Here is a 13,076-nt window from a genome sequence, read left to right as displayed (position 1 = left end):
TCCGGAATTGCTTGAAAACAAAGAGATGGAGCATTTCAGGCGATTCGATCCTCGCCGGAAATGCTCTCGTTCACGCGCTTGTTTACCGAGGGATATTTATGCCGACGATCCGCCTTCTCTCCTCAACCGAAGCCCAGGCCGCCATTCCCGACCTTTGCGAAGTGCTCGCCGATTGCGTCAATGGCGGCGCTTCCGTCGGCTTCATGCAGCCTTATGCGCCGGGGGATGCCGAGCCCTATTGGCGAAGTGTTGCCGAAGCCGTGGCTGACGGCGGCACGCTGCTCTTCGGCGCCGAGATGGACGGCAGGATCGTCGGCACGGTGCAGGTCGGTGCCGCCCAGATGCCGAACCAGCCGCATCGCGGCGATCTGAAGAAACTGCTCGTCCATCGCTCCGCCCGCGGCCGCGGCCTCGCGCGCCTGCTGATGCAGATGGCCGAGCGGGAGGCGGCCCGTCGAGGCAAGACGATCCTTGTCCTCGACACCGCAACCGGCAGCGATGCCGAAGCCATCTATCCGCGCCTCGGCTGGGAGCGCGTCGGTATCATCCCCGATTATGCGCTGTGGCCGGAAGGCGGGCTTTGCGCCACGACGTTCTTCTACAAGCGGGTCGCCTGATCGTCCTGCGTAAAGACGTCGATGGCATCGGCCAGTCGGGATGCCGGCGTCCAATGCTGGGCTTTCCAGCCGAACGCCCTGGCCGCCGCGATATTTTCCTCGGCATCGTCGATGAAGCCGATATCTTGCGGGACGGCGCCGACAGCCTCCGTCGCAAGCCGGAAGAAGTCGCGGAAAGGTTTTCGCGCGCCGAGCGCGGCCGAATAGAACATGCCGTCGAAGAGCTGGCCGAGCCCCAGCACGTCGCGCAGGTAAGCGGCGCGCTGATGTTCCTGGTTGGTGGCAAGATAAAGCAGCGTGCCCCCGTCCTTCAGGCGGGCGAGGTCGTCGAGCAGTTGTCGGTCGAGGCGGGAATCGTTTTCGAACCAGTAGTCGAGCAGGGTCTGGGCGCCAAGATGCGGGGCGATGCGGCCGAGAACCTCCGTCAGGCGGGGCTCGATCGGCTCCTGGCCGGTCACGATGTCGACCCAGTAGGGCTTGAAGAATTCCTGCTGCAGCAGGGACGGTGCCAGGCCGAGGTCGCGCTCGATATAGGTGAAGTGCGGCAGACCGTCCGCCGGGCGTCCGTGGACCAGCACGCCGTCGACATCGACCATCAGGATTTTCATGGGGTTCGGTCTCGTAACGAAAAGGGAAGCATTCTGAAATCGGCCTGAACGTGGCGTCGCCGGTTGCGGCGATCAAGGCGCGTTCAGCGCTTTTTTCTTCCGCCGGGCCTGTGTAAGGCTTGAACATGACAGACTGATTTGCGGAGGACACTCGTGCGCGTCATCTATTCCGAAGACCACAAGCTGCGCGATGCGAAGACGGAGCTGCACGACGGCCAGCTCGTGACGCCCTTCGAGGCGCCGTTCCGGGCCGAATGGATACTGGCCGCGGTGAAGGCGGCGGGTTTTACGGATGTCGTCGCTCCCGAAGCGCATGGCCTTGAAACGGCGCGCAAGGTGCATGATCCGGCCTATCTGGAATTCCTGGCGACGGTCTGGGACCGCTGGGTGGCGGCGGGATACACGGGCGAAGCGATCGCCAATTCCTTTCCGGTCCGCCGTACCAGCCAGCGCGTGCCCGAGAATATCGTCGGCGCGATCGGCCATTATGCCAATGCCGCCGATACTTCCATCACCAAGGGTTCCTATGAGGCGGCTGTTGCCTCCATGCGCTGCGCGATGACGGGCGCGGACTGGCTGAATGCCGGCAACCGCCTTGCCTTCGCGCTCTGCCGCCCGCCCGGCCATCACGCCGGCATCGATCTCTTCGGCGGCTATTGCTTCATCAACAATTCCGGCGTGGCCGCCCAGCGCCTGCTCGATCACGGCGCCAGGAAGGTCGCCGTGCTCGATGTCGATTTCCACCACGGCAACGGCACGCAGGATCTCTTCTATCGCCGCGGCGATGTCTTCACCGCCTCGCTGCATGGCGATCCCGTTCATGCCTTTCCCTATTTCCTCGGCCATGCCGATGAAGTCGGCGAAGGTCAGGGCGAGGGCGCCAACCGCAATTACCCGATGGCGCGGGGCACGAGTTTCGATGTCTGGTCGGCCGCCCTTGCCGACGCGCTCTCCCGCATCCGGGCCTTTGGCGCGGAAGCGATCGTCGTGGCGCTCGGCGTCGATACGTTCGAGCGCGATCCGATCTCCTTCTTCAAGCTGAGATCGGAGGATTTCATCCGCATGGGCGAGATGATCTCCGCTGCCGGCCTGCCGGTCGTCACCTGCATGGAGGGCGGTTACGGCGTGCCGGAAATCGGCCTCAACGTCGCCAATATGCTCATGGGCCTGGAAGCCTGACCGCTGCCGATGAGCGAAGAGACCGGCGTGCCATCCGATATCCCGACGCCCCGCATGCTGAGCTGGGCGCGCAATTCGACCATCTATCGCCTCGAGCGGCGGATGATGACGGAGAAGCAGCTCTTTGACGCCATCACCCGCAAGGCAAAGGAGAAGTTCGACGATATCAGCGCGGCGCAGCTGAAGGCCGTTGCCGATTTTGCCGTCAAATTCGCCTATGACAACAAGGCGATCGACGATAGCGCCTATGCCGAAATCAGCACGCGATCCGCCCTGCGCAGCGGCAAGTCGAAGCGCGCCATCGCCCAGAAGCTCGCGGTCAAGGGCGTCTCCGGCGACAAGGTGGAGGCTGCGCTCGCAGAGGCCGACGATCTCTACGCCGCGGCGATCTTCGCCCGCAAGCGCGCCTTCGGCCCCTTTCGCCGCGTCGAGCTTGATGAGAAGCGCAAGGCAAAGGAACTCTCCGCCTTCGCCCGCAACGGTTTCAGCTTCGAGATCGGCAGAAAAGTCTTCGAGATGAGTTTCGAGGATGCCGAAGAGGTCATCCTTGCCGGCCGCCTCTGATATCGCATCAGGCCTTTTGCTGCCGCGATCAGAAGTTTGAATTTGTCGCGCACGCGCCGCCCTCGTATGAACGGCGCACAATCGGAGGCGCAGATGGAAGACAGGACCAATGCCGGAGCGGCAACGCTGACCGCGCAGGCATCAACCGCATTCGGCGGCGTGGCGGCGGGCGGGCTGATGTGCCTGATGTCCATGTCGTCCATCCAGTTCGGCGCGGCGCTGTCATCCTCCGCCATCGCCACATATGGACCCGTCGGCGCCACATGGCTGCGTCTTGCCTTTGCGGCGATCATCCTGGCGATTGCCGTGCGCCCGCGCCTGTCAAGCTATAGCAGCGCTCAATGGACAAGCGCCCTGGTTCTTGGCGCGACGACCGCGCTGATGACCATGAGTTTCTTCTCCGCGATCGAGCGCATTCCGCTCGGCCTTGCCGTGGCGATTGATTTTCTCGGCCCGCTCGCCGTGGCAACCGCCGGTTATGGATTGAGCCGGCGCCTGCTCTGGCCGCTCGTTGCCGCGCTGGGCGTGCTGGCCCTCGCGCATGACGGAGAAGGCTGGGTGGGTGATCCCCTCGGCGTTCTCTTCGCCTTCGGCGCGGGAACGGGCTGGGCGATCTATATCGTCCTGACGAAAAGGATCGGCGCCAGTTTCAAGGGGCTGGAAGGGCTTTCCATGTCGCTCATGGTCGCGGCCCTGGTTGCCACGCCCTTCGGCTTTGCCGGTGCCGTGCCGAAACTTGATGCCTTCGGTCTGGTCGAGATGGCGGGCCTTGCCATTCTCGTGCCGCTGCTGCCCTACACGCTCGAGCTGATCGCCTTGCGGCGCATGCCGACGGCCTCGTTCGGCATTCTCATGAGCCTCGAACCGGCCATCGCGGCGCTCGCGGGCTTCGTCATCCTGGCCCAGCCGATGACGCTTCTGCAGATGGCCGGGACGGCGCTCGTCGTCGCCGCAAGCGCCGGTGCCACCTTTTCGGCAAGGCAGTGAGCGTCAGCTCGTCTTCTTTGCGGGATCGTCGAGCGCCGGATTGTAGAAGAGCGACAGCGTCAGGCTCTTGGCGATCCGTTCCGCGGTCGCCATGAACCAGTCCTTCGCTTCCGGCGTCGGCGCCACGTCGTCGAGCGTTGCGGAAAACAGCGAAAGCCATTTCGGGAAAAGCTCCGGCGTCATGTTCGCAACGCCGAGATGCGCCTGGACCGGTTTGCCGCCATAGGCACCGCTGCGGAAGGCGACGGCCGACCAGAAGCTCTTCATCTTGTCCATATGTTCCGGCCAGCGGCCGGAAAGGCGCGCATCGAAAACCGGTCCAAGCTCGGGATGCCTGAGCACCCGCCCGTAAAAGGTCTCGACCAGCCTCGAAATGAAGGCCTCATCCACGCCGATCTCTTTCATCTCGGCCTCGGCCTTTTCGCGGATCGCGGCAACATGCGCGGCCCGTCCCTGTATCTCGTTCTTCATCGTTAACCCCGGCGCGGCTGCAATTGGCAGCCCTTAAAATGGCAACCCTCATATAGGTCGGCGCGCTGCCGCAGCAAAGCTGCGATCACCCGATCGCGGCATTCTGTCAATCCTGCCGGGCTTTGATCTTGACCCATGCGGATCGCCACTTTAGATTTAGAATAATTCTAAGTTATTGGAGACTACGCATGTTGGCCCGGTTTTTCAGATCACCGAAACGTTCCTTCCGCTCCCTCTCCGAGCAGGAAATCCTGGCGCTTGCCATCGCCTCGGAAGAAGACGACGCCCGCATCTATCTCGCCTATGCGGAACATCTGCGACAGGAATTCCCCGCCTCGGCCAAGGTGTTCGAAGATATGGCGGAGGTGGAGGACACGCACCGCAAGTCGCTGATCGAAATCCACCGCCAGCGTTTCGGCGAGCGCATTCCCTTGATCCGTCGCGAACATGTCCAAGGCTTCTACGAGCGCAAGCCGGACTGGCTGCGTGCCAACCTTTCCCTCGACGCGATCAGGCAGGAGGCGGAGGCGATGGAGGAACAGGCCTATCGCTTCTATGTCGAGGCGGTTAAGCAGACCTCCGACGCCTCGACCCGCCAGTTGCTCGGCGATCTCGCGCTTGCCGAGCAGGGCCACGAGGACATTGCCCGGATGCTGGGCGACAAGCACACGCCTGACGATGTGAAGAAGGAAGAGGACGAGACGGCCCGCCGCCGCTTCGTGTTGACCTATGTGCAGCCGGGTCTCGCCGGCCTCATGGACGGCTCGGTCTCGACGCTCGCGCCGATCTTTGCCGCCGCCTTCGCCACGCAGGATACCTGGCAGACCTTTCTGGTCGGCCTGTCGGCTTCGGTCGGTGCCGGCATCTCGATGGGCTTTACGGAGGCCGCCCATGACGACGGCAAGATCTCCGGTCGCGGCTCTCCGATCAAGCGCGGCCTTGCCTGCGGCATCATGACGGCGCTCGGCGGCCTTGGCCATGCGCTGCCCTATCTCATCCCGTATTTCTGGACGGCGACCATCACTGCCGCCGTCATCGTCTTTTTCGAACTCTGGGCGATCGCCTTCATCCAGAACAAATATATGGAGACGCCCTTCCTGCGCGCCGCCTTCCAGGTGGTCCTCGGCGGCAGCCTCGTGCTGGCAGCCGGCATCTTTATCGGCAATGCCTGATCCCGCAAACGGGAGAGACCGCGGCGCAGGCATGCTGCCCATATGAAAAAGGCCGACTTTCGCCGGCCTTTCCCACAGTCCCCTCAAAACTTGTTATCTCAGCGCGCCGACCAGGACGTCGCGGCCGTTCTCGATCGTCACCCAGCGGCCGGCGTTGAAGCTCGACTGGCGCTTGATGAAGCTGTAGGGCGTCGCAAACCAGGGCTTGACGTCGGAAGCCAGGTTGTCGAGCACGAAATCGCCTTCGGCCGTGCGCAGCGTCAGAACCGCATGGCCTTCGCCGTCGGGCTTGCGAACGACGGTCAACAGGAGATCGGCGGGCGAGAAGCCGCGCTGGATGAGGATACGGCGCTTCAGAAGCGCGAAATCCTCGCAGTCGCCGGCCGTGGTCGGATAGGCCCAGACCTCGTCCTTGCCGTAGATTTCCTTGTCGGTCATCGGCGTGATGGTGCGGTTGACGGTCGCGTTGACGGCGCGAACGGCGGCCCACTTGCCGCCGGTCATGGAAACCGGTCCGGTATTGCGGTTGGCGCCGCATTCGCTGCGGTGTGTCTGACAGAAATCGTAGTGACCGACTGGCTGTGATGTCGCATTGCCGGTCACCATGGAGGCATTTTTGCTGGGAGCCGGAATAGCGGCCGGCGCCATTGCAAACACGGCCATCATGGCCACGAGGAAACCCTTGATCCGCACGCCCTACTTCCCTGCATCGCCCTTCATTTATTAACAAACAGTTAACGGAGAGGGCCGAAAGGAGTCAATCGTTACTTCTTGGGAGGGCCGTGCAACTCGTAGACATGGTTAAAATGCAACATAACCTTAGGGATAGCTGAGCATAACTTGCTCAACCGACTCTCTCTCTATTCGGGCAATTGCCTATTCTTTGGTGGAGAACTGGCTTCAGTCTATCGGATAAGGCCTTTGACGGCGCTGCGCAGCCGCTCGATATCCTGCGGGCGCGACAGCCGGTGGTCGCCATCGCGAATGAAGGTGAGCACCACGTCATCCGCCGGAAGATGTTCCACGAGCTTCATCGCGTGCAGATAGGGCACGTCGGCATCCTTCATGCCCTGCAGGATGTGGATCGGGCAGCCGGTTTCGATAATGCCGGTCAGGACCCGGTTCTTCCGGCCGTCCTCGATCAGGGCGCGGGTATAGATGTTGGGTTCCGGGCTGTACTGGGAGCGTTCCTCGAAATAGCCGCGCTCTTCCAGCGAGGCGCGTTCCTTCTTCTTGAGGTTCGGCTCGATCAGGTCGCTGGTGAAATCCGGCGCCGGGGCGATCAGCACCATGCCGTCAAGCTTCGGCCCGCCGGCCTTTGCAAGCTCTTGCGCCACCCTGAGCGCGATCCAGCCGCCCATCGAGGAACCGATAAGGATCATCCGTTCAGGGGCGGCGTCGCCGATCACCGCAAGGGCCTCTTCCAGCCAGCGCGAGATCGTGCCGTCGGTGAAGGCACCGCCGGAAAGCCCGTGGCCGGAATAGTCGAGACGGATGCAGGCCGCACCCAGCTCCTGCGCCAGCCGGTCGATCTCGACGGCCTTGCTGCCGCTCATGTCCGATCGGTAGCCGGATAGCCAAACGAGGGCCGGAAGATCGCTGCCCGGCTGCGCCGGCCGCACCAGCATGGCGATCCGCCGCGCTGCCTCGCCTTCGCCGACATTGAGGAACTGGGGCTGAAGAGCGGGCATCTGGTCGGACATCGGGCGGAACTCCTGTTGTTTTGGCCTATAAAACAGATTCTTGACAGGCTGACAGCAGGTGATTTTTCCGCTAAAGGGTGTTATTGAATCCGCTGCAGCGATGACGTGACCCGTTTGTGCCCCCTTTGGATTGGGACACGAAGCTGCAACGTTCCGAAACAACGCGAGGAGAATACGACCATTCGCAGACCCTTTAAAGCCGACGCGCCCGTAAAGGATGGACCGCGCTCGAACCGGGAGATCCGCATTCCCAAAGTTCAGCTGATTGCGGCTGACGGACAGAATATGGGCGTCGTGCCCACGGACCAGGCCTTGAGAATGGCGGAAGAAGCCGGCCTCGACCTCGTCGAAATTTCCCCCAATGCCGAACCGCCGGTGTGCAAGATCCTCGATCTGGGCAAGCTGAAATATGCCAACCAGAAGAAGGCTGCCGAGGCGCGCAAGAAGCAGAAGATCGTCGAAGTCAAAGAAATCAAGATGCGCCCGAACATCGACACCCATGATTATGAGGTGAAGATGAAGGCGATGGGTCGCTTCTTCGACGAAGGCGACAAGGTGAAGGTGACGCTGAAGTTCCGTGGCCGTGAAATGGCCCACCAGGAACTCGGCATGAAGCTTCTGCAGCAGGTCAAGGCCGACACGACCGAGATTGCCAAGGTCGAGGCCGAGCCCAAGCTCGAAGGCCGCCAGATGATGATGGTGCTGGCGCCGAAGTGACCGGTGCCGCATCCTTTCGCTCAAAGCCGTCCGCCAGGGCGGCTTTCGTGTTTTCCGGCAGCGGCAAGAATCCTCGATCCGCCCCGTTGCACTTTCATGACGCTGCGGTTATAAGCGCGCGTCCGAACTGACCGGCAGGGCATGCCGTGGCAGTTTCGAATGCTTGCGGGCAGGTCTCGTCGCCTCGCCCGCAGATCAACAACAAACGCTCCCGCGCCTTTGGCGAAGACCGGAAATCCGGGCTTGCGCAGAAGGGCTTCTTTGATGAAGCGCGCAGGGAGGACAGAAACGGAGTAGCAAAATGCCCAAGATGAAGACGAAGTCTGCTGCCAAGAAGCGGTTCAAGATCACCGCCTCCGGCAAGGTCAAGGCGGCTGCCGCTGGCAAGCGCCATGGCATGATCAAGCGCACGAACAAGTTCATTCGCGATGCACGCGGCACCATGGTTCTGGCAGAACCCGATGGCCGCAAGGTCGTGAAGAACTATCTGCCGAACGGTCTCTGAGACTATTCCGGTAACGCGTTAGATTAAGGAGATCATGAAATGGCACGTGTAAAAAGAGGCGTCACCGCCCACGCCAAGCACAAGAAGGTTCTGAAGCAGGCCAAGGGTTTCTACGGCCGCCGCAAGAACACCATCCGTACCGCCAAGGCTGCCGTCGATCGCGCCAAGCAGTACGCATATCGCGACCGTAAGGTTAACAAGCGCAACTTCCGCGCCCTCTGGATCCAGCGTATCAACGCTGCCGTCCGCGAATTCGGCCTGACCTACGGCCGCTTCATCGACGGTCTGAACAAGGCTGGCATCGAAGTCGACCGCAAGGTTCTCTCCGACATGGCAATCCATGAGCCGGAAGCATTCGGTGCCCTGGTTGCTGCCGCCAAGAAGGCCCTTGAGTACCTCAAGGAAACCGGCACGGCTAACGAGTTTGAAGGCGCGGTTCGGTAACCAGCGCTTCCCAGGCTCTATGCTTTAATGAATTTTGGGAAACCCGCGCTGGTTTGGGCTAGCGCGGGTTTTTCTTTCTTTGTACTGCTGGCGCGGCCTCTCCAGCCCGCCTTTCGAACGCCGCCTGACCCGGACGGAAAGAAGACAATGTCAGATATCGACCAGCTGAAATCCTCTTTGCTTGCCGAAATTGCCGCCGCCAATGACGAGCCTGCGCTCGAAGCGTTCCGCGTTTCGGCACTCGGCAAGAAGGGCTCCGTCTCCGAACTTCTGAAGACGCTCGGCGCCATGACGCCGGAAGAGCGCCAGACCCGGGGTGCGGCGATCAACGCGCTGAAGAACGAAGTGACCGACGCCCTTGCCGAGCGCAAGTCGGTGCTGAAGGAAGCGGCAGTCAACGCCCGCCTGAAGGCCGAAACGGTTGATGTCAGCCTGCCGGTGCGCTCCTCGCCGGCCGAGCGCGGCCGTATCCATCCGATCAGCCAGATCGTCGACGAGATCACCGCGATCTTCGGCGACATGGGCTTTTCGATCGCGGAAGGTCCCGACATCGAGACCGACTATTACAATTTCACGGCTCTGAATTTCCCCGAGGGGCATCCGGCCCGCGAGATGCACGACACCTTCTTCTTCAATCCGGATGAGAAGGGCGAGCGCAAGGTGCTGCGCACGCACACCTCGCCGGTGCAGGTGCGTACGATGGAAGCGCAGAAGCCGCCGATCCGCATCATCATTCCCGGCAAGACCTATCGCCAGGATTCCGATGCCACGCATTCGCCGATGTTCCATCAGGTCGAAGGCCTCGTCATCGACAAGAAGGCCAATGTCGCCAATATCCGCTGGGTGCTGGAAGAATTCTGCAAGGCCTTCTTCGAGGTCGACAGCGTGACGATGCGCTTCCGCCCGTCCTTCTTCCCCTTCACGGAACCCTCTTTCGAGGTCGATATCCAGTGCGACCGCTCCGGCCCGATCGTCAAGTTCGGCGAAGGCACGGACTGGATGGAAATCTTGGGCTGCGGCATGGTCCACCCGAACGTGCTGCGTTACGGCGGCCTCGATCCGGATGAATATCAGGGCTTTGCCTGGGGCATGGGCCTCGATCGCATCGCCATGCTGAAATACGGCATGCCGGACCTGCGCGACTTCTTCAACGCCGACGTGCGCTGGATGAACCACTACGGCTTCCGCCCGCTCGACATGCCGACGCTGTTCGGCGGCCTGAGCGTTTAAGGGAGGATTGGACCTATGAAATTCACGCTCTCCTGGCTGAAGGATCATCTGGAAACGGATGCCACGCTCGATGAGATCTGCACGCGCCTGACGGAGATCGGGCTGGAGGTGGAAGATGTCGACGACAAGGCGGCCTTCAGGCCCTTTGTCATCGCCAAGGTTCTCTCCGCCGAAAAGCATCCGCAGGCCGACCGCCTGAAGGTGCTGATGGTCGATATTGGTGAGGGTGCTCCGGTGCAGGTGGTCTGCGGCGCGCCGAATGCGCGCGCCGGCCTCGTCGGTGCTTTCGCCGCTCCCGGCACCTATGTTCCCGGCATCGACGTGACGCTCTCCGTCGGCAATATCCGCGGTGTCGAAAGCCGCGGCATGATGTGCTCGGAAAAGGAACTGCAGATATCCGACAACCACGACGGCATCATCGACCTTCCGGACGATGCGCCCGTCGGCACGAGTTATGCGGCCTACGCCCATCTCGACGATCCGGTCATCGAGATCAACCTGACGCCGAACCGTCCGGACTGCACCTCGATCTACGGCATCGCCCGCGATCTCGCAGCCTCCGGCCTTGGCACGCTGAAGACGCGCCCCGCGCCGTCCTTCGCGGTCGAAGGTGAAACGTCGGTGAAGCTGACGCTCGATCTCGACGATGCCAGGCTCTGCCCGGGCTTCGGCCTCAGGCTCGTGCGCGGCGTCAGGAACGGCCCGAGCCCGCGCTGGATGCAACAGCGGCTTCTTGCCATCGGCCTGCGTCCCATCAACGCGCTCGTCGATATCACCAACTATATGACCTTCGATCAGGGCCGGCCGATGCACGTCTTCGACGCCGCCAAGGTCAAGGGCAACCTGACTGTCCGCCGGGCGAGAGAGGGCGAGACCGTGCTGGCGCTCGACCAGCGCGAATACAAGCTCGGCCCGAACAACGTCGTCATCGCCGACGAGAAGGGTATTGAATCGATCGGCGGCATCATGGGCGGCGAACATTCCGGCTGTGATGAAAACACCGTCGATGTGCTGATCGAATCCGCTCTCTGGGATCCGATGAACATCGCCAAGTCCGGCCGCGCGCTCGGCATCATCACCGATGCGCGCTACCGTTTCGAACGCGGCGTCGATCCGGAATATATGCTTCCCGGCCTCGAGCGCACGACAGAACTGGTTCTGGAACTTTGCGGCGGCACGCCCGCCAGGGCCGAGGTCGTCGGCTACAAGGGTTACGAACCAAAGATCGTCGATTTCCCCTATTCGGAGGTCAAGCGCCTGACCGGCCTCGACGTCTCGACGCAAGAAAGCGACACGATCCTGACCCGCCTCGGCTTCAAGGTTTCCGGCTCCGGCGAACGCGTCTCCGTGGCCGTTCCCTCCTGGCGTCCCGATGTGGACGGCAAGGCCGATCTCGTCGAGGAGATCATGCGCATTCATGGCGTCGACAATATCAAGCCGGCGCCGCTCGAAAGCCATGCCGCCGTCAACGGCCGCATCCTGACCACGCTGCAGATCCGCACGCGGGCCGCCAAGCGCGCGCTCGCCTCGCGCGGCATGCTGGAAGCCGTCACCTGGTCCTTCATCCCCGAAGATCAGGCGAAGCTCTTCGGCGGCGGTTCTCCGGCCCTCAAGCTCGCCAACCCGATCGCCGCCGAAATGTCGGACATGCGCCCCTCTCTGCTGCCGGGCCTGCTGACGGCTGCCCAGCGCAATGCCGACAAGGGTTATGGCGACGTGGCGATCTTCGAAGTCTCCGGCACCTACGAGAACGACAGGCCGGAAGGCCAGCGCCGGGTCGCCGGCGGCATCCGCCGCGGCACCGCTTCGCTGGCAGGTGCTGGCCGCATGTGGTCGAATGCGTCAAAGGGCGGCGGCAAGCCGGTCGACGTCTTCGACGCCAAGGCCGATGCGCTGGCCGTGATCGAAGCCTGCGGCCTGCCGATGGGCAATATCCAGATCGAGCAGGGCGGGCCTGACTGGTATCACCCTGGCCGTTCCGGCACGATCAAGATGGGGCCGAAGGTGATCCTCGGCTATTTCGGCGAGTTCCACCCGACCACGCTTGAAAAGCTCGATGTCTCCGGTGCGCTCTGCGGCTTCGAAGTCTATCTCGACGCCATGGCCGAGCCGAAGAAGAAGGCGACCCGCACCAAGCCGGCGCTCGACCTTTCGCCCTTCCAGGCGGTCAGGCGCGACTTCGCCTTCGTAGTCGACAGGACGGTGGAGGCGGGTGCCATCATCAAGGCTGCCAGCGGCGTCGACCGCAAGCTGATCACGGGCGTCAACGTCTTCGACATTTTCGAAGGCGCATCCGTGGGCGAGGGCAAGAAGTCCGTTGCGATCGAGGTGCAGATCCAGCCGGCCGAGCGCACGCTGACCGACGAGGATTTCGAAGCGCTGACGCAGAAGATCGTCGCCAGCGTCGCCAAGTTCACCGGCGGTGTCCTGAGAAGCTGATCCGGGAGGAGCTGATCCGGCTAACAAAGATCGGAGGACCGGCGGCGCAGGCTGCCGGTCTTTTCATATGTGGAGATGGTAGAGCTTGCTGACGATCGTCCAGCGACCGTCGATCTTCAGCAGCGAAAGATAGTCGGTGAAGCGCATGCCGGCGAACTCGTCGGTCACTTTCACTGTTGCCGCATCGCCTGCTATGTCGATGCTGTCTATGTCCATATAAGGCTGGGTGCCGGGTGGCGCGGCCCCTTCCTCCAGGATTGCGGCGATGAATTCGTCGCGCGAGAGCCATTCCACCGCATTCCGGTAGTGTCCGATAACGGAGCTTTTCGGATGAAAAGCCTTCTTCAGGGCCGCTTCATTGGCGAAGGCCATGCCCTCGACATAGAGATGAACCGTTGCTTCGATTGCCTGCCTGTCGGCCATATCGATACCTCGCCTCA

General features: G+C 62.2%; 15 protein-coding genes. 10 read left to right on the top strand and 5 right to left on the bottom strand.

Features of this window, described 5'->3' with window-relative positions; genetic code table 11:
• Window positions 1–98 precede the first annotated feature (98 nt).
• Window positions 99–617 carry a GNAT family N-acetyltransferase gene (locus tag ACFPWW_RS25320; RefSeq protein WP_377313732.1) on the top strand — a complete coding sequence of 173 codons (519 nt, stop codon included), beginning with the start codon at window positions 99–101 and terminating at the stop codon, window positions 615–617.
• Here the strand turns inward: ACFPWW_RS25320 and ACFPWW_RS25315 are convergent.
• Window positions 599–1,225, bottom strand: coding sequence for an HAD-IA family hydrolase (locus tag ACFPWW_RS25315; protein ID WP_377313730.1), 627 nt, complete (start codon window positions 1,223–1,225; stop codon window positions 599–601). The genes ACFPWW_RS25320 and ACFPWW_RS25315 overlap by 19 nt on opposite strands.
• A gap of 153 nt (window positions 1,226–1,378) precedes the next feature.
• Here ACFPWW_RS25315 and ACFPWW_RS25310 point away from each other — a divergent pair, with 153 nt between their 5' ends.
• The 3 genes from ACFPWW_RS25310 to ACFPWW_RS25300 all read left to right on the top strand — a co-directional run bounded on the left by ACFPWW_RS25310 (window position 1,379) and on the right by ACFPWW_RS25300 (window position 3,955).
• Window positions 1,379–2,404, top strand: a complete 1,026-nt coding sequence (locus ACFPWW_RS25310) for a histone deacetylase family protein (protein WP_112754069.1) — start codon at window positions 1,379–1,381, stop codon at window positions 2,402–2,404.
• Window positions 2,405–2,413: 9 nt separating this feature from the next.
• Complete coding sequence (gene recX / locus ACFPWW_RS25305) at window positions 2,414–2,968, top strand: recombination regulator RecX (protein ID WP_377313728.1); 555 nt, start codon at window positions 2,414–2,416, stop codon at window positions 2,966–2,968.
• A 93-nt stretch (window positions 2,969–3,061) separates the two neighbouring features.
• The gene (locus tag ACFPWW_RS25300; RefSeq protein ID WP_377313726.1) at window positions 3,062–3,955 is read left to right on the top strand and encodes an EamA family transporter; all 894 of its coding nucleotides are present in this window, start codon (window positions 3,062–3,064) and stop codon (window positions 3,953–3,955) included.
• A gap of 3 nt (window positions 3,956–3,958) precedes the next feature.
• Here the strand turns inward: ACFPWW_RS25300 and ACFPWW_RS25295 are convergent, their stop codons facing one another.
• A complete protein-coding gene (locus ACFPWW_RS25295; protein ID WP_377313724.1) occupies window positions 3,959–4,426 on the bottom strand; it encodes a group III truncated hemoglobin in 468 nt (155 codons plus the stop codon).
• Between the two features lie 188 nt (window positions 4,427–4,614).
• Here ACFPWW_RS25295 and mbfA point away from each other — a divergent pair, with 188 nt between their 5' ends.
• On the top strand, window positions 4,615–5,598 hold the full coding sequence (gene mbfA, locus ACFPWW_RS25290) for an iron exporter MbfA (protein ID WP_112565136.1): 984 nt from the start codon (window positions 4,615–4,617) through the stop codon (window positions 5,596–5,598).
• Between the two features lie 93 nt (window positions 5,599–5,691).
• On the opposite strand, the gene ACFPWW_RS25285 is transcribed toward mbfA, so the two are convergent.
• Window positions 5,692–6,291: a transglutaminase-like cysteine peptidase gene (locus ACFPWW_RS25285; RefSeq protein ID WP_112565138.1), complete on the bottom strand. Its 600-nt coding sequence runs from the start codon at window positions 6,289–6,291 to the stop codon at window positions 5,692–5,694.
• A 212-nt stretch (window positions 6,292–6,503) separates the two neighbouring features.
• On the bottom strand, window positions 6,504–7,301 hold the full coding sequence (locus ACFPWW_RS25280) for an alpha/beta hydrolase (RefSeq protein ID WP_377313722.1): 798 nt from the start codon (window positions 7,299–7,301) through the stop codon (window positions 6,504–6,506).
• A gap of 180 nt (window positions 7,302–7,481) precedes the next feature.
• Between ACFPWW_RS25280 and infC the strand changes: the two genes are divergently transcribed.
• The 5 genes from infC to pheT all read left to right on the top strand — a co-directional run bounded on the left by infC (window position 7,482) and on the right by pheT (window position 12,636).
• On the top strand, window positions 7,482–8,018 hold the full coding sequence (infC, locus tag ACFPWW_RS25275; RefSeq protein ID WP_112565682.1) for a translation initiation factor IF-3: 537 nt from the start codon (window positions 7,482–7,484) through the stop codon (window positions 8,016–8,018).
• 301 nt (window positions 8,019–8,319) lie between these two features.
• A complete protein-coding gene (gene rpmI / locus ACFPWW_RS25270; protein WP_011423646.1) occupies window positions 8,320–8,523 on the top strand; it encodes a 50S ribosomal protein L35 in 204 nt (67 codons plus the stop codon).
• Between the two features lie 39 nt (window positions 8,524–8,562).
• A complete protein-coding gene (rplT, locus tag ACFPWW_RS25265) occupies window positions 8,563–8,967 on the top strand; it encodes a 50S ribosomal protein L20 (RefSeq protein WP_007813309.1) in 405 nt (134 codons plus the stop codon).
• A 147-nt stretch (window positions 8,968–9,114) separates the two neighbouring features.
• Entirely contained in the window at window positions 9,115–10,197 is a 1,083-nt protein-coding gene (gene pheS / locus ACFPWW_RS25260) for a phenylalanine--tRNA ligase subunit alpha (RefSeq protein ID WP_112565142.1), read from the top strand.
• 15 nt (window positions 10,198–10,212) lie between these two features.
• A complete protein-coding gene (gene pheT / locus ACFPWW_RS25255) occupies window positions 10,213–12,636 on the top strand; it encodes a phenylalanine--tRNA ligase subunit beta (RefSeq protein WP_377313720.1) in 2,424 nt (807 codons plus the stop codon).
• 63 nt (window positions 12,637–12,699) lie between these two features.
• On the opposite strand, the gene ACFPWW_RS25250 is transcribed toward pheT, so the two are convergent.
• Complete coding sequence (locus ACFPWW_RS25250; protein ID WP_112565146.1) at window positions 12,700–13,059, bottom strand: nuclear transport factor 2 family protein; 360 nt, start codon at window positions 13,057–13,059, stop codon at window positions 12,700–12,702.
• Window positions 13,060–13,076: the final 17 nt, after the last annotated feature.

The sequence above is a fragment of the Rhizobium sp. GCM10022189 genome (assembly GCF_042656325.1).
In the GTDB taxonomy this organism is placed as follows: Bacteria; Pseudomonadota; Alphaproteobacteria; order Rhizobiales; family Rhizobiaceae; genus Rhizobium.
Note: the sequence above shows the minus strand (reverse complement) of the source record. Positions and strands in the feature narration are given on the sequence as shown.